Source organism: Thalassotalea piscium (assembly GCF_030295935.1).
GTDB lineage: Bacteria > Pseudomonadota > Gammaproteobacteria > Enterobacterales > Alteromonadaceae > Thalassotalea_B > Thalassotalea_B piscium.
Genome location: NZ_AP027362.1, coordinates 2,590,233 through 2,613,943, shown reverse-complemented (window position 1 = coordinate 2,613,943; position 23,711 = coordinate 2,590,233). Strand labels below are relative to the sequence as shown.

Annotated in this window: 22 protein-coding genes and 1 tRNA gene; 9 read left to right on the top strand and 14 right to left on the bottom strand. The window is 37.6% G+C overall.

Annotated elements, in window-relative coordinates:
- Positions 1–1,011 (bottom strand): phosphoserine phosphatase SerB, encoded by a 1,011-nt coding sequence (gene serB, locus QUD79_RS11480; RefSeq protein ID WP_184426320.1) that lies wholly within the window; start codon positions 1,009–1,011, stop codon positions 1–3.
- A gap of 119 nt (positions 1,012–1,130) precedes the next feature.
- Between serB and QUD79_RS11475 the strand changes: the two genes are divergently transcribed.
- Positions 1,131–1,775, top strand: a complete 645-nt coding sequence (locus QUD79_RS11475) for an AhpA/YtjB family protein (RefSeq protein WP_184426318.1) — start codon at positions 1,131–1,133, stop codon at positions 1,773–1,775.
- Positions 1,776–1,807: 32 nt separating this feature from the next.
- Here QUD79_RS11475 and QUD79_RS11470 read toward each other — a convergent pair whose 3' ends face one another.
- From QUD79_RS11470 to dbpA, 5 genes are all read right to left on the bottom strand, one after another.
- Entirely contained in the window at positions 1,808–2,614 is an 807-nt protein-coding gene (locus QUD79_RS11470) for a TatD family hydrolase (protein WP_184426316.1), read from the bottom strand.
- Between the two features lie 11 nt (positions 2,615–2,625).
- Positions 2,626–3,753, bottom strand: coding sequence for an HDOD domain-containing protein (locus QUD79_RS11465; protein WP_184426314.1), 1,128 nt, complete (start codon positions 3,751–3,753; stop codon positions 2,626–2,628).
- Positions 3,754–3,763: 10 nt separating this feature from the next.
- Positions 3,764–5,518, bottom strand: a complete 1,755-nt coding sequence (gene argS, locus QUD79_RS11460; RefSeq protein WP_184426312.1) for an arginine--tRNA ligase — start codon at positions 5,516–5,518, stop codon at positions 3,764–3,766.
- Between the two features lie 80 nt (positions 5,519–5,598).
- Entirely contained in the window at positions 5,599–7,179 is a 1,581-nt protein-coding gene (gene prfC, locus QUD79_RS11455) for a peptide chain release factor 3 (protein ID WP_184426311.1), read from the bottom strand.
- 118 nt (positions 7,180–7,297) lie between these two features.
- Positions 7,298–8,683: an ATP-dependent RNA helicase DbpA gene (gene dbpA / locus QUD79_RS11450; protein WP_184426309.1), complete on the bottom strand. Its 1,386-nt coding sequence runs from the start codon at positions 8,681–8,683 to the stop codon at positions 7,298–7,300.
- A gap of 169 nt (positions 8,684–8,852) precedes the next feature.
- Between dbpA and QUD79_RS11445 the strand changes: the two genes are divergently transcribed.
- Together QUD79_RS11445 and QUD79_RS11440 are read left to right on the top strand one after the other, a co-directional pair.
- Positions 8,853–9,227 carry a BlaI/MecI/CopY family transcriptional regulator gene (locus QUD79_RS11445; protein ID WP_184426307.1) on the top strand — a complete coding sequence of 125 codons (375 nt, stop codon included), beginning with the start codon at positions 8,853–8,855 and terminating at the stop codon, positions 9,225–9,227.
- Entirely contained in the window at positions 9,220–10,509 is a 1,290-nt protein-coding gene (locus QUD79_RS11440; protein ID WP_184426305.1) for a M56 family metallopeptidase, read from the top strand. Before QUD79_RS11445 ends, QUD79_RS11440 begins: the two co-directional genes overlap by 8 nt.
- 166 nt (positions 10,510–10,675) lie before the next feature.
- On the opposite strand, the gene QUD79_RS11435 is transcribed toward QUD79_RS11440, so the two are convergent.
- The 3 genes from QUD79_RS11435 to QUD79_RS11425 are packed head-to-tail and all read right to left on the bottom strand — an operon-like array spanning position 10,676 to position 12,766.
- Positions 10,676–11,917 (bottom strand): DEAD/DEAH box helicase, encoded by a 1,242-nt coding sequence (locus tag QUD79_RS11435; protein WP_184426303.1) that lies wholly within the window; start codon positions 11,915–11,917, stop codon positions 10,676–10,678.
- Positions 11,918–11,966: 49 nt separating this feature from the next.
- Positions 11,967–12,437, bottom strand: coding sequence for a ribosomal protein S18-alanine N-acetyltransferase (rimI, locus tag QUD79_RS11430; protein WP_184426300.1), 471 nt, complete (start codon positions 12,435–12,437; stop codon positions 11,967–11,969).
- Entirely contained in the window at positions 12,407–12,766 is a 360-nt protein-coding gene (locus QUD79_RS11425) for a DNA polymerase III subunit psi (protein ID WP_184426297.1), read from the bottom strand. Before QUD79_RS11425 ends, rimI begins: the two co-directional genes overlap by 31 nt.
- Before the next feature lie 139 nt (positions 12,767–12,905).
- Here QUD79_RS11425 and QUD79_RS11420 point away from each other — a divergent pair, with 139 nt between their 5' ends.
- Positions 12,906–13,082 carry a hypothetical protein gene (locus QUD79_RS11420; RefSeq protein WP_184426295.1) on the top strand — a complete coding sequence of 59 codons (177 nt, stop codon included), beginning with the start codon at positions 12,906–12,908 and terminating at the stop codon, positions 13,080–13,082.
- 67 nt (positions 13,083–13,149) lie between these two features.
- Here QUD79_RS11420 and QUD79_RS11415 read toward each other — a convergent pair.
- Together QUD79_RS11415 and aceK are read right to left on the bottom strand one after the other, a co-directional pair.
- Positions 13,150–13,226 (bottom strand) — tRNA-Trp (locus tag QUD79_RS11415).
- A 122-nt stretch (positions 13,227–13,348) separates the two neighbouring features.
- Complete coding sequence (gene aceK, locus QUD79_RS11410) at positions 13,349–15,076, bottom strand: bifunctional isocitrate dehydrogenase kinase/phosphatase (protein ID WP_184426293.1); 1,728 nt, start codon at positions 15,074–15,076, stop codon at positions 13,349–13,351.
- Between the two features lie 174 nt (positions 15,077–15,250).
- Between aceK and queA the strand changes: the two genes are divergently transcribed.
- The 5 genes from queA to secF all read left to right on the top strand — a co-directional run bounded on the left by queA (position 15,251) and on the right by secF (position 20,815).
- Positions 15,251–16,312: a tRNA preQ1(34) S-adenosylmethionine ribosyltransferase-isomerase QueA gene (gene queA / locus QUD79_RS11405; RefSeq protein ID WP_184426290.1), complete on the top strand. Its 1,062-nt coding sequence runs from the start codon at positions 15,251–15,253 to the stop codon at positions 16,310–16,312.
- A 69-nt stretch (positions 16,313–16,381) separates the two neighbouring features.
- Positions 16,382–17,500: a tRNA guanosine(34) transglycosylase Tgt gene (gene tgt, locus QUD79_RS11400; RefSeq protein WP_184426332.1), complete on the top strand. Its 1,119-nt coding sequence runs from the start codon at positions 16,382–16,384 to the stop codon at positions 17,498–17,500.
- Between the two features lie 89 nt (positions 17,501–17,589).
- On the top strand, positions 17,590–17,925 hold the full coding sequence (yajC, locus tag QUD79_RS11395) for a preprotein translocase subunit YajC (protein WP_184426288.1): 336 nt from the start codon (positions 17,590–17,592) through the stop codon (positions 17,923–17,925).
- An 86-nt stretch (positions 17,926–18,011) separates the two neighbouring features.
- Positions 18,012–19,859, top strand: coding sequence for a protein translocase subunit SecD (secD, locus tag QUD79_RS11390; protein WP_184426285.1), 1,848 nt, complete (start codon positions 18,012–18,014; stop codon positions 19,857–19,859).
- 8 nt (positions 19,860–19,867) lie between these two features.
- A complete protein-coding gene (gene secF / locus QUD79_RS11385) occupies positions 19,868–20,815 on the top strand; it encodes a protein translocase subunit SecF (RefSeq protein WP_184426283.1) in 948 nt (315 codons plus the stop codon).
- 97 nt (positions 20,816–20,912) lie between these two features.
- Here the strand turns inward: secF and QUD79_RS11380 are convergent, their stop codons facing one another.
- The 3 genes from QUD79_RS11380 to QUD79_RS11370 form a co-directional block, all read right to left on the bottom strand.
- Positions 20,913–22,145, bottom strand: coding sequence for an HD-GYP domain-containing protein (locus QUD79_RS11380; RefSeq protein ID WP_184426281.1), 1,233 nt, complete (start codon positions 22,143–22,145; stop codon positions 20,913–20,915).
- A gap of 82 nt (positions 22,146–22,227) precedes the next feature.
- Positions 22,228–22,860 (bottom strand): sulfotransferase, encoded by a 633-nt coding sequence (locus QUD79_RS11375; RefSeq protein WP_184426279.1) that lies wholly within the window; start codon positions 22,858–22,860, stop codon positions 22,228–22,230.
- A gap of 37 nt (positions 22,861–22,897) precedes the next feature.
- On the bottom strand, positions 22,898–23,650 hold the full coding sequence (locus tag QUD79_RS11370; protein WP_184426277.1) for a substrate-binding periplasmic protein: 753 nt from the start codon (positions 23,648–23,650) through the stop codon (positions 22,898–22,900).
- Positions 23,651–23,711: the final 61 nt, after the last annotated feature.

Sequence of the window (23,711 nt, the reverse complement as noted above, 5' to 3'; positions counted from 1 at the left end):
TTACGCTAACCAGTGTAGTAAGTAATCAAGACCATGGTAATTAATTGAGCAATCGGCTTGTTTTAACACAATGGGCTTTGCATGAAAAGCAACGCCCAAGCTTGCTGCATTCATCATTATTAAGTCGTTTGCGCCATCGCCCATGGCTACTGTTTGGCTAGGGTTTAATTGATATTTTTGTTGTAAGGCGTTCAAATAGTCGGCCTTTGCTTGTGCATCAATTACCTTACCAAGCACCTTACCGGTAAGTAAGCCATTATTAATTTCTAATACATTAGCGCTAACGTCGTCTAATGCCAATAATTGTTGTAGATGATCAGCAAAATAAGTAAACCCGCCAGAAGCAATACCCACACGCCAATTATGTTGTTTAAGTGCGGATATTAACGTTTCTAAACCTTCCATTAAAGGGAGGCTTTTAGCTACTTCAGCAATAATGCTTTCAGGTGCATTAGCCAACGTTGCTACGCGTTGATGTAAACTTTGGGCAAAATCTAACTCACCTTGCATTGCTAATTCAGTGACCGCTGCAACTTGCTCTCCAACGCCTGCAAGTACGGCTATTTCGTCAATACATTCAATTTTTATTGTTGTAGAGTCCATATCCATTACCAATAAACCAGGCAAAGATAACTTAGGCGCAGCGTTAATTATGGCGGCTTCAAATGCATTATCTAATGCTAAATTAGCTAATGCATGCCGAGCTAATTCAAGATCATCACAATCAACCGTAAAGCGATAACTGTGTAATTGGTTACGAAAGTTAATCGCTGTTAATGTTGGCGAATTTAATAAACATTGGCGAAATATTGTATGTAGTATTGATACTAATATGTCACCCATCACTACTAGTTCGACTTTACTACTTGCTGGTTTGGCTGAGCTTAGGGATAACTCGTTGTCAGTAAAAGAAAATGCCAGAGGTAGTAAATTAATGTTTGAGCTTGGGCTAATAACATCTTGTAGTTGTTGGCCATTAATTGTGTTCAAAGAAAATTGTAATACCGACATAAATACCAACTAACCTTAAATAGAAGAAGTAAATAAACTTTATTTGCTGATAATATTTATATTCGTCTCATAAGCCTCTATAGTGTTACTTATTGGCACGACTTAATCATTTGTAATTTATGCAGCAACCTGAATTGCCTTTATACCCTAAATTATCATCTATTTATAATAAAATAATGCAATTAGCTATAGCGATTGTGATTATTGTTGTTTTAATGGAGGTTTGGCTCTACGCCAGTCGTTCAATGGAGAAAACCATAGAGCATAATTTTACCCAAACCAGCCGAGACTATATTGCCCAAGTAAATAGAGGCTTACAAAGTATTCTGATCAGTAATGAGTTATTGGCAGACAAACAATTAATGACCCAGCATATTCAAACCTATATTGACGAGTCGGCTCAGCCTGAATGGATAAAAGATATTAGCTACTATGGTAAAACTGGGCAGTTATTGCTTTCATCGACTGAGCATAAAACAATGAATTCACTTTATGGTATAAGCTTATATCAGCCCGACTTGAGTGAGCAGTTCTTACCCTTTGTTGCTAATGTACGAACCGAAAATTTTGAAGGTTACCTGCGAATAACAATGGAAAGAGAGTATTTTACCAGTAGGTTATCGCAAGCTAATTTTGAGCATTATGACATTATTAGGCTAATGATGATTTTAGCTGGCTTAGTAGGGTTTTTATTAACCCGCGGATTAAACCGTTTTAGCCGTCAAGGTTATCGCTTAAACAAAAACAGTAATAAAGTGAGTTAATCACTACATTATATTTGAAGTTACATTGAGCGTTAATTGGGCGCTAACAATGAATTAATATTAATTTCAATTGCTTGTGCTATTTCTTCGGGGCTTTCATTTCTTTGCTGACAAAGTAAGTTAAACACATTAATCACTTTTAATGGCGAATTTGCTTCACCTTGAAAGCCAGACAATGGCATGGCAGGAGCATCGGTTTCAAGCACTATACTATTGAGTGGTAACTTTTTAACGGTATTAATGGTTTTTTGTGCTCTTTCGTAACTAATAGTACCGCCAATTCCAAGCTTAAACCCTAAGTCTATATATTGACGAGCTTGTTGATAACTTCCTGAAAAAGCATGAATTATACCGCCATATTGAGCAGGGGTTTGTTTCAATTGCTGATAAATTACAGGGTGTGAGCTTCGATGATGAACTATCAGTGGTAACTTGCATTGATTAGCCAATTCAATATGAGCGTTAAAAAATACAATTTGTTTAGCTAAATTAGCTTGTTGTTTCGCTATTTTACCATCAATACCGGTTTCGCCAATGGCCACTATTTTTGTAAGATTTTGCTGAGTAGTTAAGGCTAAATTATCTAAATCTTGAAAAGTAAGGCCTTGTAAATACCAAGGGTGAATGCCTACTGCAGGTAAAAGTTGCGGTAAATCGGCTTTAGTTAAATTTATATCGGCAAGCCTTATTACTTTATGCCAGTTTTTAGGGGAAACCGCAGGTACAATAATACGTTTTATGCCTACTTTAGAGCACTGTTGTAGTAACTGTTCGCGTTGGTGCGACAATTCAGCAAAATCTAAATGACAATGACTATCGGTAAAAGAGAAAGGTGTCATAGCTCGACCTCTTAATTCACACTTAAACGTTCAGCTCTTGCTTGTAGCTTCTCTAAGCTGTCTGTTAACTTATAATGCTCAATAAATTTATTATGTGGTAGTTGTTTATTCAATAAGCAATTAGCTAAGTACACAGCCTGACTGGCGCCAAATTCGTTTGTCAGTAACTTTTCAGGACTATGGTGGTTAAGCAAAACGCTAATCAAGTCATAAGAAAAATTCCAACAGTGCAATAAATAGCCACCAATTTGACAGTGGTCTGTACCAAATACCTTTTGCTCAAGCGCAAGGTTATCAATGTTTTCAGAGCAGTTTGAAAAATAAGTTTTTGTTAGTTGAGGATCGATTTCAAAAAGTACTACTTTGCCAATGTCATGCAACAACCCAGCGAGCAAGGTTGTTTGTTTTAGATGCGGTTTAACTAACGTAGCTGCAAATTTTGCTACCGCTAAACTATGTAACTGTTCATCAATAATGCTAAAGCCTTTTATGTTTGGCTCATAAGCAAAAAGCTCTGCGGTCATAACAACACAACTTAGCGCTTCTAACCCCATTTTGGTGATAGCATCTGCAATATTACTTAACGGCTTACCTGTATTCATACTTGGACTATTACTAATTTGTAATATTTTGGCAGTAAGCGCTGGGTCTTGTGTAATAATATCGGCAATTTTTTGCGAGTCAGTCGAGTCATTTGCTAACATCGCATTAAGCTGTAAGTAAACTTTTGGTGGGCTAGGTAAGGTTTTTATATTTGCAACCGACTTAACAATAATTTCTTTAGTAATTTTTTTCTGCTGTTCTGCGACTTTAAGTAAGTTAGTCGTGATCGTATCAACCGATAAGGGCAACGAATAAAGGTAATGACTGACTTGTTTTAACTTATGCTGCTGTTCTTCTTGAGTAACCGCAATACGAATAAATTGAGGGTACTTAAGTGTTAATGCACTCAATAAATCAAAGCCCGAGCTACTTGTTAAAATATCCATAACAACAATAGCGTCGAACTTATATTTTTTGATTGTTTTTACAGCAACTAACACGTTGTCGACATAAGCGACCTGACAACGGTTATCTTTAAAAGCTTGCTGTAACGGTTGCAATGCATGGGTGGCATTATCAACAATAAGTATGCGCATTATATTGCCTCTACATACGTTCCATTACGTCTATACCTAATACATCTAACCCTTGCTTAAGTGTTTTACTTATGAGCTGGCATAACGCTAAACGAGACTGTTTAACCTCAGGCGCTATGCCGTCTTTTAAAATAGGGCACGCCTCATAAAAGCTCATATACAAGCTCGCAAGTTCATAAAGGTAGTTACATAATAAATTAGGGGTACATTCACTCACTACTGCGTCGATAACATCCTCTAACTGCAATAGTTTTAATGCTAAGGCTTTTTCTTGTGCTTCAACAATAGTAATAGCATTGTTCGTATGGTTATTTATAAACTCAGCCTTAGTAAAAATACTTTGAATGCGCGAATAAGCATATTGCAAGTAAGGCGCAGTTGCACCTTCAAAACTTAACATGGTTTTCCAGCTGAAAATATAGTCGCTAGTACGGTTTTTAGATAAGTCGGCAAATTTTACTGCGCCAATACCAACTTTATGTGCTATTTCAGTTAATGTTGCTTCATCGTAATCAGGGTTTTTCTCTTTGATCACTTCTTTGGCACGAACAATGGCTTCATCAAGGAGTTCAGCAAGTTTTATTGTGCCGCCGGTACGTGTTTTAAATGGTTTACCGTCATCACCCATCATCATACCAAACGGGCAATGGTCATAACCAACACTTTCGGGTAAGAAGCCTGCTTTACGTGCAACTATTTCAACTTGTTTAAAGTGTAATGATTGACGCGCATCTGTAAAAATAACAATCCGATCAGCGTTGAGTGTACCACTACGATAACGACAAGCAGACAAGTCGGTTGTTGCATATAAATAACCGCCACCAGACTTTTGCACAATAAATACAGAAGGCTCGCCGTCTTTATTTGCCATTTCTTCAATAAAAACAACTTTTGCGCCTTGGTCTTCTACCGCTATACCTTTGGTCATTAGTTCATCAATAACAACAGGTAAATCTGGGTTGTAGGCGCTTTCACCCATAATGTCGTTACGGGTTAAGGTAACATTTAACTTTTGATAAATTTCTTCACTGTGAGTAATAGAAATATCAATAAACTGTTGCCAAAGTTTTGCACAGTGTGCATCGCCACCTTGTAGTTTTACTACGTAGTCACGAGCTCTATCGGCAAAGCCTTCTTCGTTGTCGAAGCGAATTTTTGCTTCACGATAAAAGTTTTCTAGGTCGGCAAGTGCAGTTTCTGCTACTTCGTTGGCTTGTAGTTTGTCGCTTAAGTGCGCGAGTAACATGCCAAATTGCGTGCCCCAATCGCCCATATGATTTTGACGAATAACTTTATCACCGCGAAACTCTAATGCGCGCACAACAGCATCGCCAATAATGGTTGAGCGTAAATGCCCCACGTGCATTTCTTTAGCTAAGTTAGGGGCAGAATAATCTACTACAACGGTTTGTGCTTTTTCACCAGCTGTAGAACCTCGTTGGGTAACACCTAAGTATTTGTCGTTAGCAATTGAGTCAAGCTGCTGTGAAAGCCATACTTTGTCTAAATGAATATTAATAAACCCAGGACCTGCTAATTCAACATTATCAGCGATACCCTTTAATTCTAAATGTTCAAGTACCTTTGTTGCTAGCTCACGAGGATTTGTTTTCAGCTTTTTTGCTGCACCCATAACCCCGTTAGCTTGGTAGTCGCCAAAATTAGCACGATTAGAAATACTTACTGCTGGGTTAGTATCTTCAGGTAGCCCTGCAGCAACCATAGCAGCTAGTACTTTTTCACTTAGTAGTTGTTTAATATTCATTTTAAAGATTCTTTAGTGATTTTGTAAAAAGACAGTAAATATCTATCATTTTATCAGAGTAAATTATTACAATATAAAGCTTAATGCTCGCGAGTTTTCATAAACTTAACTTCAGGATAACGCTCTTGCGCTAAATTTAAATTCACCATAGTGGGCGCAATATAAGTTAAATTATCTCCGCCATCTAGTGCTAAGTTTTCGCTAGATTTTCGTTTAAATTGTTCAAATATTTTATTATCGCTACAATCTACCCAACGTGCAGTTGCCACACTAATTGGCTCGTAAATAGCATCAACGTTGTATTCATTTTTTAATCGGTGCACAACAACTTCAAACTGTAGAACTCCCACTGCGCCAACGATCATGTCGTTATTATTCAAAGGTCGAAATACTTGTACTGCTCCTTCTTCTGCTAATTGAATAAGGCCTTTTTGAAGCTGTTTGGCTTTTAACGGATCGCGTAAACGAATGCGTCTAAACATTTCAGGAGCAAAGTTTGGAATACCACTAAACTTCATCATTTCACCTTCAGTGAAAGTGTCACCAATTTGAATGCTGCCGTGATTGTGTAAGCCAATAATATCACCAGCATAGGCCTGTTCAACATTAGCGCGATCGCCTGCCATAAAAGTAACGGCATCAGCAATTCTTACGTCTTTATTAATGCGTACTTGGCGCATTTTCATACCTTTTTCATATTTACCCGAGCAAATACGCATAAACGCAATTCTGTCGCGATGTTTAGGGTCCATATTTGCTTGAATTTTAAAGACAAAACCTGAAAAACTATTTTCTTCTGCATTGACTACACGTGTGTCAGTTTCACGAGGCAGAGGTTTTGGTGCCCACTTAGTTAAGCCGTCAAGCATGTGGTCTACACCAAAGTTACCCAGTGCTGTACCAAAATAAACAGGTGTTAATTCACCTTTTAAAAACTCGTCTATGTTAAATTCGTGCGAGGCACCTTGTACCAGTTCCATTTCTTCGCGTAAATCATCGGCGTAGTCGCCAATAGCTTTATCAAGCTCAGGATTGTTTAAGCCCTTAATAATACGCTTCTCTTGAATAGTATGACCTTGGCCAGATTGATACAAAATTGTTTCATCAGTCATTATGTTGTAAACGCCTTTGAATCCTTTGCCCATGCCGATAGGCCAAGTAATAGGTGCACATTTTATTTTTAAAATATCTTCAACTTCATCCATTACTTCCATTGGGTCACGCACATCGCGGTCCATTTTATTCATAAAAGTAATAATTGGCGTATCACGCAGTCGGGTAACTTCCATTAATTTAATGGTACGATTTTCAACACCTTTTGCTACATCAATCACCATCAGGCATGAATCTACAGCGGTTAAGGTACGGTAAGTATCTTCTGAGAAGTCTTCGTGACCTGGTGTATCAAGTAAATTTACTAAACAGTCATTATAAGGGAATTGCATAACAGAAGTGGTAATTGAAATACCACGATCTTTTTCCATTTCCATCCAGTCAGACTTAGCATGTTGCCCTGACTTTTTACCTTTTACTGTTCCTGCTTTTTGCAGTGCTTGACCAAAAAGTAACACTTTTTCAGTGATTGTTGTTTTACCCGCATCAGGGTGAGAAATGATAGCGAAGGTGCGACGTAAATCGACTTCTTGCTGTTGTTCAGACATGCGTGTTACCTGTTTGAAAAAGTGAATAAAATAAAAGCGCGCTATTATAGCGAAAACTTATTCAATGAGCAGTAATAATATCCTGCTCATGTAAAATTTATATAGCTAGATTGACCGATTACAGCTTAACTTGCCATGCGCGAAAATTACGGCCTTTAATTTTGCCTTGTGTTAACTTTTTTAATGCGAGTTTTAATGCCGACTTTTCTACAGCTACGTATGCGTATAAATCAAATAAGTTTATTTTTCCTACCGACTTACCGTTAATTCCGTCGTTACCTGTTAACGCGCCGAGTATGTCGCCAGCACGTACTTTTTGTTTTTTACCTGCGTCTATTCTAATGGTTACCATTGTTGCTTTGCGCGGCGTGTCATAATTGAGTGTGGCACTAGGAAGAGTTTCTTCAATAATTGTTTGTTTAGTGTAATCTTCAAGAGCAACAAGTTTACTGCCATCTTTTTCATCAAAAAAGCTAACCGCCATGCCTTTGCTACCGGCACGACCAGTACGACCTACACGGTGAACATGTACTTCAGGGTCATGAGACAGTTGATAGTTAATCACTAAATCTAACGCTTCAATATCAAGGCCACGTGCAGCTACGTCGGTTGCAACTAAAATGTTAGCGCTTTTATTTGTAAAACACACAAGCATTTGTTCGCGATCACGTTGTTCTAAATCACCATTTAAACATAAGGCGTTAAAGCCTAGCTGGGTAAGTTGCTCGGTAACCTCAAGCGTGTCTTTCTTCATATTACAAAAGATAACGCACGACTCTGGCTGCTGGTTTTGTAAAAACATATGCATGGCATCTATCCGTTGACTAAAGGGAACAGAGTAAAAGTGTTGCGCAATAATGCTTTGGTCGTGTGCGGCTTCAACTTTTGCCATTACAGGGTCTTGAGTGATTTTTTTAGCAATTTCTTGAATTTGATCAGGAAAGGTAGCACTAAACAATAGCGTTTGACGTTGCGCAGGGATATGTTCTAACACAGTGTCTAAAGAAGGTTGAAAACCCATTTCTAACATGCGGTCTGCTTCATCTAACACTAATAAGTTAACATTTGATAAGTCAAGACGGTTCTTCTTTAAGTGATCTTCAATTCTCCCCGGGGTGCCGACAATAATATGCGCACCATGCAGTAATGAACCAATTTGTGGACCCATTGGTAAACCGCCGCAAAGCGTTAACACTTTTATATTATGGATGGTGCGAGCAAGCTTTCTTATTTCTTTGGCAACTTGGTCGGCTAATTCACGCGTAGGGCAGAGCACTAACGACTGAATACAGAAACGTTTAACATCAAGTTTATTTAATAACCCTAAACCAAATGCAACCGTTTTGCCCGAGCCTGTTTTCCCTTGAGCAATTATGTCTTTGTTTTGCAAAATAGCCGGCAAGCTTTGCGCCTGAATAGGTGTCATTTCTTGATAGCCAATGCTTTCAATGTTCTCTAATAAGGCTTTTTTTAAGGGTAATGATGAAAAATTAGTGCTGCTCAAAGTGTTATCCAAATACTGTTCATAAATTCCAGCGCATTATAACAGAGTTTGTAAAATCTGATGAGTCATCTTTTAGGCAAATAAAAAAAGCTTGTGTTTTTCGATTACAGGTGTAATCTTATTGTCGATTACATTTGTAATTGTTCTATTTATATTTGAGAGTGTGATTATGCCTGATATTAGTAAAACAGAATTTGAAGTGTTAGAGGCACTATGGGAAAAACATCCTGCAAGTGCCAATGAAATTATTGAACATTTAAACAAAACCAAAGAATGGCATGAAAAAACAGTTAAAACATTATTAAGTAGACTGGTTAAAAAAAAGGCTTTAGCGTATGAAAAAGACCAACGACGCTACTTATATTATCCGCTAATAGAGCGCGACAGCTATATGGCAAAAGAAAGTAAAAACTTAATTGAACGCGTATTTAGTGGGCGAGTATCACCCTTAGTAGCTGGCTTTGCTAAGCATAATCAATTAGCTAAAGATGACATTGATGAATTAAAAAAAATTATTTCGCAGTGGGAGCAAGACAATGATTGAATTTTTGCAGTCGCTGCTAATCCCTCTATCTATATTATTAACAATGATTTTAATTGTTCATAAATTAATGCGCAGGCACATAGATGCCCAAAGTTTGTATTATTTTTGGTTAGTATTACCTGTAGGGCTGATGTTTTATTTATTACCTATTCAGTGGGAAGTTGAAAATTCGATAATAAGTAGCGCTATAACTACTTTTACTATTACGCCATCTCAATGGGAAGTTAATACTTTTAATTATTGGAGTCTATTTTGGTTGGTAGGTTCGTTTATTATGCTGACTTTCGCCACATCGTCTTATTTTCTGTTTCGTCGAAATATTAAGTTACTCACTTTAAACGAAAAAACAGCCCAGTTGGTTAAATCAGTTTTACCTGAAGGTCTTTGTGCTTGGCAGAGTGAATCGGTAAATAGTCCCGTATTGGTGGGCGTTTTGAAACCGCTACTTATTCTACCGACCGACTTTGAAGTACGTTTTGACCAAGAACAACAAGAGTTGATCTTGGCGCATGAAATTTGTCATTTTGATCGCAATGACATTTATTGGAACCTAATCGCGTATGTATTTGTAACGCTATTTTGGTTTCACCCTTTGGTTTGGATAGCCTACGCGAGGTTTTGCCGTGACCAAGAAACTTCCTGTGACCATAATGTTCTGGCGCGCAAACAGACTGAGAGCAGGATCAATTACAGCAAAGCATTAATTAAGGTAGTAAGTACAAGACCGATATTCAGTTTTGCTCAATTATCCTTTATGAATTATGGAGATAAAAATATGATGTTAGAGCGTATTAATAATATTAAGTTAAACCCTAAAAGATCTAAGTTAAAAGCGGCATTGCTTTCAGTTACTGCATTAACTTTGGTTTCAGGTGTGAGTGTTGCCGGCGCTAATTTAACAGGAAATGGCGCATTAGTAAGTGCATCTATCGACAGTGGTACTAATAAGTCGGTAAGCAAATTAACCTCTGATGTACAGCCTATTGTTCGTATCGAGCCTAGATACCCTCTTAAAGCAGCACAAGAAGGCATTGAAGGTGCTGTGTTATTAAAGTTTGATGTTGACTTAGATGGTAGTACAAAAAATGTAAGTGTCTTACAAGCAATACCCAACGACATCTTTAATAAAGAATCTATTGCAGCAATAGAAAAGTGGAAATATAAACCAGACACTTATAAAGTGTTGCAAGATAACGTGGTGCAGTTAGATTTTAGAATAGATACGAACTCTACCTTTGAGTCAATTAATTTAATTGAAAAAATTAAAGTTAGTAATCATTAATTAATTACTTTGATGGCATTATTTATTGACGTGAGCTTGTGAAGTATAAAGCGAAAAAGTCTTAATTTAATAAGTCAGGTTTAATTGTTGTTTAAGTAAACCTGACCTATTTGAAGCTAAAATAGGCATTTTTTGTGAACGTTTATCCTTTGCAGGAAGTAGGTGTTTACTTCTTTCGTGCTCTGTTATTAGTATTTTTACCTTTTTGCTTAACTGGCTTTTTACCTTGTTTTTTGACAGGTTTTTTTACTTGTAAAGCGGCTTTTGAAAACTCTTTATGAAAAGGCTGTTCGATAACTACAGGAATAGCTTGGCCTATGCTATTTTCAATAGTTGTTAATTGCCTCACATCGTTTTCAACAGCAAATGACATCGCCATGCCACTTTTCCCTGCCCGCGCCGTTCGCCCTATACGGTGTATGTAGTTTCTTGGATCTTCTGGAAGGTTATAGTTAATAACTAAACTGATATTATCAACATCAATACCACGAGCGGCAACATCAGTTGCAACTAATACTCGTAAAGTAGAGTCTTTAAAGTTTTGTAACGCTTTCTCCCTTACGGCTTGCGTTTTACCACTATGAAGGCTTGCTGCAGGTATTGATACTTTTTCTAGCGCGTTAGCAATGATGTCGGCGCCATATTTTGTTTTACAAAAGATAAGCACTTTTTTATAGTCAGGTGTTTGCAAAATATTTAGCAATAATGGGACTTTATCAGATTTTTCAAGGTGGTATACACGTTGATTAACCAAGTCGGCGGTAACCGTTTCAGCGGTAATTTGAACTTTTTTAGGATCGGTTAATATGGCTTGTGCGAGTACCTCTATTTCAGCAGGCATAGTGGCTGAAAATAATAGCGTTTGTCGACGTTTTGGCAGTTTAGCGATGATGTTTTGAACATCGTTAAAGAAGCCCATATCAAGCATAGTATCTGCTTCATCTAACACAAATACTTCTAGCGACTTAAAATTTATATCGCCCGTTTCTATTAAATCTAATAATCTTCCAGGAGTGGCCACTAAAATATCAAGCCCAAGTGCGATAGCGTCAACTTGACCTTGCCTGCCAACACCACCATAAACAACCTGAGTTTTAAGCCCTAAACCATTAGCGTAGTCATCAATATTTTGCATTATTTGCGAGGCAAGCTCTCTTGTAGGCGTTAGTATGAGCGAACGCGTGCTTTTAGCGTTAATTTCTGTTTTGTTTTGTCCAAAATTATTGATAATAGGCAATGAAAAGGCTGCAGTTTTTCCTGTACCGGTTTGTGCAATACCTAGAAGATCATTGCCATTAATAAGCAAGGGGATACATGCTTTTTGAATCGGAGTAGGCTGTATATAACCTTTAAGATTAAGGCGTTCAATAATCGACGTTAAAAGTGAAAATGCTTTAAATTCTGACATGCTGTCTCGGTACTTCTTAATCAATGATCATTATTGTAACAGAATGCTCTTACAGTTTTCTCTTCATTACAATGGCGTCTTCATAACCAATTTTGCTGGGATAATAACCAGTACGTCTGCCTACTTCAATAAAGCCGCAGTTTATATACATCATTAATGCTGAGATGTTTTTGGCGCGTACTTCTAAAAATAATTGGCTTGCCCCAAGTAACTTTGCTTGTTCACTAAAGTGGTTTAGTAAGTGTTTTCCATAACCTTTACCTTGATGATCAGGTGATACGCAAACGTCCATTAATGTGGCTTCTCCTGCAACATATTCACCAATGTAAAAGCCCCGTAATGTTTGTTCTTGTTTTAGCATAAAGCCAAAATAGCGCCCCCCCATACAACTGAGCATGGTTTGTTCACTCCAAGGGTGAGAGTGGCATGCATTTTCAATTACCATTAGTTGTTCTAGGTGCTGTTTAGTTATTGCTGAGTAATTAGTTGTCATATTAAGGCGGTATGTAGTATTTGCCATAATTGGCGTTTTAACTTAGGGGCGTGCTTAAGTTGCTCTATTGCAGGCGTAACTAGCGTGTTATTTTGATATTGGCTGCTTTCACTTTGAGTAAACTGCCAATTGAATAAACCTAAATTCAAACAATGTGGGTTATTAAGCGTTACTTGGTCAAGGGTTATATTTAAGCTTTGCAGGAGATCTATAAAAAATTGCTGTTCACATAATTGCGCTAAATCAACCGCGAGGTATGTTTGTTCAGGCTGATTTTCATCATTCGCCTGTTTTTGTTGCCAAATACCAATGCCCATTGCATTTAAGTACTTTAGTTGTTTAGCGTTGGTGATCATAAGGTAATGAAGTTATCGCTTGTTAGTGTATCTACTGAGTATTATAGCAATCTCACTAACTATGTGATCATTTCTACTGGCTAAAACAATCGACTACTGCGTTATTTATTTTATAATTATCGCTACAAGGATGTAGCTTATGTGGGCAATGCTGGAGCATAATTGCCCTGAACAACTAGTTATGAAAATAAATGCCTTGTATTTGATTGTTTTCACTGCGTATAAAATAGATCACTTAATTAATGAAATAGGTATTAACAATAGCTTAAAATTTAGATTAGATAAAACATCATACCGATTAATGGTATGTATCTAAAGTGTTGTTGATAATTATTTTGGAATGAAATGATGATGAGTTTTAGATAAACAAATAAGTAGAAAAATGGCAGGGGTAGAGAGATTCGAACTCCCAACCGTCGGTTTTGGAGACCGCTGTTCTACCAATTGGAACTATACCCCTGCAACGGAGAAGAATTATACCCAAGCTTTTCCAAAGGTAAAGCGCTAATTTTAATAAAAGGTTTGTTTGCTTATTTATTAATCTTAACGCTTAACTTTTTGCTGATAATGCTTTAATTTTTGCTAGCTTTTTTGATTAATAAACCTCAAACGTTCTGGGTAGGGGTAAACACTGGCAAATTTACCTTGTGCAACACTTTGCTGGCACTGCTGCCAATAGCTTGCTTTGAGCAACTCGGCATGATGTGTTAAAAACGCTTTGCGGTACTTGTGGTTAGCCAAAGCAAAGGTAGCTATTTCTTCAGGAAACACATCACCCGGGGCAACTGAATACCAAGGCTCTGCTGCATAAATTTGTTCTTCTGTAACAGGCTCTGGCTTTACTCTAAAGTTAACTTCATTCATGTAAGTAATTTCATCGTAGTCATAGAATATAACGCGTCCGTGTCGGGTAACACCAAAATTTTTCAATAGCATATCACCGGGGAATATATCAGCTGCAATTAATTGTTTTATTGCATTGCCGTAGCCATACATTGCACGATCAATCTGTTCGTCGCTTGCGTCCATTAAATATAAGTTTAATGGTGTCATTTTTCGTTCGATATACACATGGGCAATAACGATTAAGTTGTCTTCAAATCGAATAATTGACGGTGCTACTTCGAGTAACTCGGTCAGTAACTCTTCATTAAAACGATCTTTTGGAAAAGCGACTTCTGAGTATTCCATGGTATCGGCCATTCGGCCTACACGATCATGCAGTTTAACTAAGCGGTACTTGGCTTTTACGTCTTTTTTAGTTACCTGTTTACTTGGCGCAAATTTGTCTTTTATGATTTTAAATACGTACGGGAATGAAGGGAGTGTAAAAACCGACATTACCATGCCTTTAATACCGGCCGCGAGTTCAAACTTATCGTCACTACTTTCTAAATGATGCAACAAGCTGCGATAGAACTGAGTTTTTCCTTGTTTATGAAAACCAATGCTTGAGTATAAATCTGCGCGTGTTTTATGGGGGATCAGCTCTTGTAAAAAATCTACTAAGGTATGTGGATGAATACAGTCTACAAAAAAATATGCGCGAGCGAAGCCAAATACAACGGCCATATTTCTTTCATCAGTAAGAAGCGCGTCTAATGCTAACCCTGTTTTTTCGTCGTTGGTAATGGGCACAATGAATGGGGTTATACCAGCCGGTGATATAACACGGCCAATAATATAGGCTCCTTTATTTCGGTAAAAAATAAAGTTTAGAATATCTATTTTTAAATCTGATAGTTGATAATGAGTACGTTGTGCCTGATGTGCAAAAGCGCGAATTAAGGCGTTAATGTCGCATTTTAATTGTTTGAAAGGGCGCTTAAAATTAGCCGAATCAATAATTTTTTTAATGGTGTGGTATAAACCAATTTCTGCTGGAAAGTAACGAGTATATATTTGTGGCACATTCAAATAATTACAGGTGTCTAATGACGACTCTACAAAAATATAGTCATTTAGGTAATATTTTCGTTCAAATAAATGACAGAATACTGAATTATAAAAACTTTCAGCTAATTCAGGCTGTGGGTGTGTTTTTAAAATACTTATATAAGCACATTTCACCTCTTGCCATAATTGCGTGTCTAATTCTTTAATTTGAAAGTCATCACAAATAGTAGTGAGTGTTTCTTTGACTCGCTTATCATAAAAGTCGGTTCTTGCTTTGGCTGCATCTTGAATGGCTTGCCATTGGCATTGCTCAAAGCGTTGTTTTGCTGAACGTGTAATTTCACTATATAAGTAGATATGTCGTTCAAAACCATTGATGATTGTTTTGGCAACAGCGTATGCAAGATGTTTCATAAATATTTCCTGAAATGGCTTTGTAGTGATACTACGACAATTTACTTAACTAGTAGCAGAATTTTGATAAATGATCACTATAAGCAAGGGTGATATTGTGGTATTTCTTGCTATTGTGGGCGTAGATCTTTAAAATCACGCAGTTATTTTTAGCTACTATCTTCATTAATTATCATGCGTGTTGCCGACTTTTCATTTGATTTACCCGAAGCACTTATTGCTCGCTATCCAAAAACAGAACGAACAGCAAGTCGTTTAATGTGTCTTAACGGCAATAGTGGTGATATTAAAGACAGAAACTTTGTTGATATTATCGACCAGTTACACTGTGGTGATTTATTAATTTTTAATAATACCAGAGTTATTCCGGCACGTTTGTTTGGGCAAAAAGTAAGTGGTGGCAAACTTGAAGTATTGGTTGAGCGTTTAGTTGACGAGCACACTGTATTAGCGCATGTACGTGCGAGTAAGTCGCCAAAGGTGGGAAGCGAATTACTTTTTCATAATGAACAAGGCGAGTTAATTGCTACTGCTATTATGCAAGCACGGCATGATGCGTTGTTCGAATTAAAGTTTTTAGGTGACGATAAGGTACTTAAAATACTTGAAAGTATTGGTCATATGCCTTTACCTCCTTATATTGACCGACCTGACGAAGACAGCGACAGAGAACGCTATCAAACCGTTTATAATGAAAAGCCGGGTGCGGTAGCTGCACCAACAGCAGGGTTGCATTTCGATGAAGCGCTATTAGCTCAAATTAAAGCCAAAGGTATAAACTTAGCTTTTGTTACTTTACATGTTGGTGCAGGCACATTCCAGCCAGTAAGAGTTGATGAAATAGCCGATCATATTATGCATTCTGAATACGTGGAAGTATCTGCTGACGTTGTGGAACAAATTAATCAAACTAAAGCAGCGGGTAAACGTGTCATCGCTGTTGGCACCACGTCGGTGCGTTCAGTTGAAAGTGCTGCTAAAGAGGCAATGAAAAAAGCACAACCGTTACAGGCGTTTTATGGTGATACAGATATTTTTATTACGCCAGGCTATCAGTTTCAGGTGATTGATGCGTTGATCACCAACTTTCATTTATCAGAGTCTACTTTATTAATGCTAGTTAGTGCATTTTCGGGCTATGAGAATATTATGGCTGCTTATCATCACGCAGTTGAACAAGAATATCGCTTCTTTAGTTATGGGGATGCGATGTTTTTAACGAAGAAGTCAATATAAGTATTATTGGCTGACTATTGCCGCTAGCCTGTTTCGCTAGTGGGCTGAGGAACTATTATGAAAAAAGCAATGCAGTACGAATTAATCACCACTGACGGGAAGGCAAGGCGCGGTCGCCTTACATTTGCCCGTGGTACGGTAGAAACGCCTGCTTTTATGCCTGTTGGTACTTACGGTACAGTTAAAGGTATGAAAACAGAAGAAATTAAAGAGATTGGTGCTGAAATTATTTTAGGAAACACCTTCCATTTAATGCTACGTCCAGGTACAGATATTGTTGAACAACACGGGGGGTTACATAACTTTATTCATTGGGATAAGCCGATTCTTACTGACTCAGGTGGCTTTCAAGTGTTTAGTTTAGGCGCCATGCGTAAAATTACCGAAGAGGGCGTTAAGTTTAGTTCTCCAGTAAATGGTGAAAAAATTATGCTAACTCCTGAGCGTTCTATGGAAGTACAACGTAAGTTGGGCTCTGACGTGGTAATGATTTTCGATGAGTGTACGCCTTATCCTGCAACACACCAAGAGTCTAAAGATTCAATGGAATTATCGTTACGTTGGGCGCAACGTTCAAAAGCGGCTCATGGTGATAATCCCAACGCGTTATTTGGTATTGTACAAGGCGGTATGTACGAAGATTTACGTGAAGTATCTGTGGCTGGTTTACAAGCTATAGACTTCGACGGCTATGCTATAGGTGGCTTATCGGTTGGTGAACCTAAGGAAGATATGATCAGAATTTTAGATCATACAGCCCCCTTGATCCCTGAAAATAAGCCCCGATATCTGATGGGAGTTGGAAAGCCTGAAGACTTAGTTGAAGGTGTTCGTCGTGGTATCGATATGTTTGACTGTGTTATGCCTACGCGAAATGCCCGTAACGGTCATTTATTTGTGACAACTGGCGTGATAAAAATACGAAATGCACGTCATAAAACGGATACCAGTCCGTTAGATAGCGAATGTGATTGCTATACCTGTAAAAATTATTCGCGAGCTTATTTGCATCATCTTGATAAGTGTAATGAAATATTAGGGGCGCAGTTAAACACCATTCACAATTTACGTTTTTATCAAAGTGTAATGCAGGGTTTGCGTGATGCTATTGAGCAAGGTAAATTAGAAGAATATGTTGAGCAGTTTTATGCACTTCGTGATTTGCCTGTTCCACCACTGAAATCTTAGATTAAAGAGAGAGTGTTGATTACTTGGTTAGTTCAACACAATAATTATTTTGAATTTTTGTATTAAAACAATAAGTATAAGAGGAAATTATGAGTTTATTTATAAGTAAAGCACACGCGGCTGCAGGCCCAGCGCCATCAAGTGGTGGTATGGAAATGATCATCATGTTATTGGTGTTTGCCTTTGTTTTTTATTTTATGATTTATCGCCCGCAAGCAAAGCGTGTTAAAGAGCATAAAGGATTAATGGCAGCATTAGGTAAAGGTGATGAAGTGCTAACACAAGGTGGTATTGTGGGTAAAATCACTAAAGTGTCTGACGATAAAGACTTTATTGTTATAAGCATTGCAGAAGGTACTGAAGTTACAGTGCAAAAAGGCGCGGTTAATGCGGTATTACCAAAAGGCACAATGAAGTCATTATAACTTTCAGACCAAGCGCTTTAGCTTAATACTTTGTTAAACTAAAGCGCTTAGTATAAAAAACTTACTAAATAAAATAGGATCAAATTGTGTTAAACCAGTCTCCTCTATGGAAAACACTACTGGTTGTTTTTATCGTTGCAATTGGGGCTTTATATGCCTCACCAAATTTATACGGTGAAGATCCAGCAGTACAAATATCGGGCTTACGAGGCGTTGAAGCCAATGAAAGTACGCTTGATAGTGTAAAATCTCAATTGAGTGAAAGTAACATTGACTTTGCTAGCGTTGTTTTAGAAGACGCACAAATATTAGTTCGTTTTGCTGATACTGACGCTCAACTTAAAGCGCGAGATTTACTTGATGGTAATATGGGTGATCAATACTCTGTTGCCTTAAACTTAACTCCAGCAACCCCTGATTGGCTAGCAGCCATTGGCGGCGTACCTATGAAGCTTGGTTTAGACTTAAGTGGTGGCGTAAGCTTTACCATGGAAGTTAATATGAACGAAGCCGTAGTGAAAGCGCAAGAAGGGATGGCTAGCGACTTTCGTACTGATTTACGTGGTGAAAAAATTCGCTACCGTAGTGTTAAAAAGCTAGATGAGTCGATTGAAATTATTTTCCGTAATGTTGAAGACTTAGATAATGCTGAATCATTTTTAAAGAAACGTTATCGCGACTTTATATTTACAGATAATTCAGACACGCTTACGCTAACTGCTCAAATGTCTGAATTGAAGTTAAAAGAAATTCGTGAATATGCACTTCAACAAAACATTACTATTATCCGAAATCGTGTGAACGAATTAGGGGTTGCAGAGCCACTTGTTCAACGTCAAGGTCAAAAAAACATTATTATTGAGTTACCAGGTGTTCAAGACACAGCAAAAGCGAAAGAAATATTAAATGCGACTGCAACAATTGAATTTAGAATGGTAGACAATGAAAATGACTTAGCCACAGCACTTAATGGTAGAGTGCCAGCAAGTTCACAGTTATTGTATGAGCGCAATGGTACGCCTGTTTTATTGAAAAAACGCATTATGCTTACAGGTGATCATATTGTTGATGCTAGCTCAAGTTTTGATGAATACTCACGTCCACAAGTAAATATTACCCTTGATTCACCAGGCGGTAGTAAATTCTCAAGTGCCACTAAAGATGCTATTGGTAAACCAATGGCGACAGTGTTTATTGAATATAAACCTACAGACCGATTAGACAGCAAAGGGAATACTATCTTTGAAAAGAAAGAAGAAGTTATCAGTGTTGCCACTATTCAAGCTCGTCTTGGCAAAAGCTTCCGTATTACGGGGGCTGGCTCTCAGGCAGAAGCGCATAGTCTAGCCTTGTTATTAAGAGCAGGTGCCTTAATTGCGCCTATTCAAATAGTAGAAGAGCGTACTGTTGGGCCAACACTCGGTGCTGAAAATGTTAAGTTAGGTTTTCAGGCAATAATGAGCGGTTTTGGATTAGTCTTTATCTTTATGCTTATTTATTATCGTGCTTTTGGTGTGGTAGCTAACTTAGCTCTTTCTGCAAACTTAGTGTTAATTGTTGGTGTTATGTCGATGATTCCAGGTGCTACGTTAACTTTACCTGGTATGGCGGGTATAGTGTTAACTGTTGGTATGGCGGTAGATGCTAACGTACTTATATTTGAACGTATTCGAGAAGAGTTAAGGGCAGGTAAGAGTGTACAACAGGCTATTCACCAAGGTTATGATGCGGCATTTTCAACAATTATTGATGCTAACATCACCACATTAATTGCAGCACTTATTCTGTTTTCAGTGGGTACAGGGCCAATTAAAGGTTTTGCTGTAACGTTATCGATAGGCATTATTACTTCGATGTTTACGGCGGTTATAGGTACTCGTTCAGTGGTTAATGCTGTTTGGGGTGGTAAACGTCTCGACAAGCTTTCAATATAGGTACCCTAATGCAAATATTAAATTTAAAAGAAACTGTAAACTTTATGTCGTACCGTAAGTACGCTATGGCTTTCAGTGTAATTCTAATGATCGCTGCACTAAGCTCATTGTTTGTTAATAAGCTTAACTTCGGTCTAGACTTTACCGGCGGTACGTTAATTGAAGTAGGTTTTGAGAACTCTGCTGACCTTAAGCAACTTCGTGAAATATTAGCAAATGATGGCTATGGTGATGCCGTTGTTCAACTTTACGGTAGCAGTAGAGATGTTGTTATTCGCTTAGCGCAACGTGATGGCGTAAAAGCAGAAATGTTGGGTAACCAAATTTTATCGTTACTAAAAGATGGCACAGGCCAAGAGCTTGTTATGCGACGCATAGAGTTTGTGGGTGCAAGTGTTGGTGATGAATTAACGGAACAAGGTGGATTAGCCATGCTAACAGCCTTACTGTGTATTTTGGTTTATGTTGCTTTTCGTTTTGAATGGCGTTTTGCTTTAGGCTCGGTATTTTCGTTGTTTCATGATGTATTGCTAACCCTCGGTTTATTCTCATTTTTACAGCTAGAATTTGATTTAACGGTAATGGCAGCAATTCTTGCAGTTATTGGTTATTCACTCAACGATACTATTGTTGTTTCTGACCGTGTACGTGAAAATTTTCGTAAAGTCAGAGATGCAAACGCAGAAGAAACGATTAACATTTCTTTAACGCAAACGTTAAGTAGAACGGTAATTACTTCGATAACCACATTATTAGTATTAGCGGCTTTGTTTTATCAAGGTGGCGCATTAATTCATGGTTTCGCTACCGCGTTATTATTTGGTGTTTTTGTGGGTACATATTCATCAATATATGTTGCTAGTGCGGTTGCTTTAGCATTAGGGGTTTCAAAAGAAGATATGATCCCTGAAGTAGTAGAAAAAGAAGGCGCAGATCATCAAGAGATGATGCCTTAATTATTGTAGGGTCCTAGGTCTTTGTACTTAGGATCCTATATCTTCTAACAGCTAATAGCTGCTCTAGTTCTTTCGCTGTAAACTTTATTTCAAACCTTTAAGTTGCATTAACAAAATCTTTAATTAGTTTTGAAGTGTTAATATCAAAGTCTTCAGTATTTACTGCTCGTACAATTGATAGGTCTTCAATACTAAGATCTATATCTCTTGGCTTTATATGTTGCATGGTATCTAAATTAAAAAACACTTTGATTTTTGGCTTTAATGGCTCTGCTCTATTACCTACCATTACCATTGCAAGGCGTTCATTTGACAGCTGTATAACTGAGCCAACGGGGTGAACACCAAGATACTTTATAAATTGTTGAACAATACTTGGGTCAAATTTATTTTTGTTGGTAATAAGATAGCGAAATGCATCAATCGGCTGTTGTGCTTTTTTGTAGGTTTGTTCTCCGGTAATGGCATCGTAAACATCAACGATTGCCATTGCCCTAGCAAGTTTCGATAATTTGTCTTCACTTACTCTACGTGGATAACCAGAGCCATCAAGTCGTTCATGGTGATTGAGTATAATGTCTTTAATTATAGGGTTGAGCAATGCTTTCTGCTGACAAATGTCAACGCCATGCATTACGTGCTTTTCTACCGCGATAACTTCATGAGTTGATAATAAACCTGGTTTACTGATAATACCTTCAGGAATTTTTGCGTTACCAATATCATGAATAAGCGCAGCAATAGTTATTTGATGAACAATTTTGTGTTTAAGGTCCAAAAACAGTGCAAAGCCGCACATAAGAATGGCGCAATTTGCAGCATGTTCCCATTGATAAGAGGAGTGATGACGAATTCGGGTTAAAATGGTGATCGCATACTCATTTTTAATAACTGATTGCATAATAGCTAATGCAAGTTTTTCTACGCCGTCAGTGGATATTTTTTGCCTGTTACGAGCCTGTAAAAATAATGATTGAATTTGCTCGCTTGCTTTGTCGTATAGCGCATAAGCTTGCGCTAGTTCGTCATCAAGGGGGAGATCGGGTTGATGTTCTGTACTTTCTTGAGCTTCGTTTTCTTCAACTGATATTGCTAGGTTATTTTTATTTTGCTGATCAGCTTGGTCTTGTTGGTCAAGTAATGCCAATTGCTCAGGTTGTAATTGGACAACAACTTTGTCGACACCTTGTTTTTTAAGCAAAGCAATAGTGCGCTCTGAGTTAACAATCCCTTGATTTTTTACTTTATGGTCGCTGTTTTTTAAAATGATATCTTTAACAAACATGCCCACTTGTAATTCATTGATTGAGAGTGTTCTAAGTTCTGCCATAACACAACATTTTAATAATACTTATCTCTATACTTGCTTACTTTATAGATTTTCACAATAAATTTGCTGAAATTGTCCGTATTTATTTAAGATAGCTTAATGTTGTAGGGCGGCCATTATTCGTAGAGGCAACTTTTAATGGGTGGTTTAAGTCTTTCCATGCTGTGACTTTTCCGCCAACATTCATTTGTTCAAAACCTGCTTTATTTAAAGGTAAACTCAAAAAGTTAAGTAGTTTTTGATAAGCACCTGCTTGGCTTACATCAATGGTTAATAACTGTTGAGGGCGGTTTTCAAAGTACTGTTCAACTTTGGTTTGGTGTTTTAGATAGCGTTGCGTTAAAAAAGCGGCAGAGCTAATATTTTCATTAGTAAATGGCGAGAAAACATCAAAATAGCAGCGCTTAATTATAGGGTTAAAGCCACCATCATCACGCAACAAGTTATGGCTCATCCGTTTTAATAACTGCTCAATTGAAGGTAACCATAAGGCTAAATCTCGTGTTAAATAGATATATAGACTATTAGGGTATTTTATATCGAGTAATGTAAAGTCATTAAATATTGGAGTGTCGGCAATAACTTGTGCTTGGTCGAAGGTACGCTGTGTATAGGCAGTGTGCGCAACTGTATAGCCTAAATTAAGTAAAGCCGCGCAAATGCTAGTGGTGCCAGTTCGAGGTAGGCCGATAATAAATATTTTTGTTGTGGTCATATCGCATGTGTTCAATAAAGAAGTGTTTACAGTGTTTTTATTGGTTAACTAAAGGAGCAAAGTCGAGCGCTGTTTTAACATTACCATAAACTTGGTGTTGAGCTTTTTGTATTATGCTATCTAACTCACCTGATGCGGCTAACTCTGCTATTTTATTATCAACTACTTCAACTAGCTGCTGATTATCTTGATGGATATAGTGGTAAAGATTTAATTGTTTTAGTGGTTTAGGAGAGGCAATTATATTATGGTCCATAGCTAATTTTGAAAGGGTCCAAAGTCCGTCGATATAATCGGCAAGTACTATATCAACAGCGCCTTGTTCAAGTAGTTTAAAGCTATTGGTAGTTGAGTGTGTTTCTACTATTAATTTAAGACCTTTAGTAATGGCTTTGGTATGCTTAAAACCACTGACTATTGCTATACGATGACCGGCTAGATCTTTTTTATCATCAATAACTAACTTACTGTCTTTGTTAATAAATGCAGTAGTTGCAATATGGTAATAGGGCGTAGGGACACGAATAAGGTTTTTATTTTCGTCGCCATAGGCCCAAATACGCATGATTTCACCGTCTTTTAAGCCAGTGGTTGCCTCATATTCGGCACGTTTTGCAGAAAAAGCGCTGATCGATACATCAATACCAAGCTGTTGATATATTTCGGTAAGTACAATTTGCCCTACTTCTTGCTCTGCAACATTTTCAACAGATGCAAAGTGGTACTCACTCGCTTGAATAGTAAACGAAAGATGAACAGTAAAAAGTAAAAAAACGAACCATTTACTCATAAAAAGAGGCGTCAGCAACGAAAAGTTACCGTAAACCTTAAAGTGAAACAGGCAGTATGTA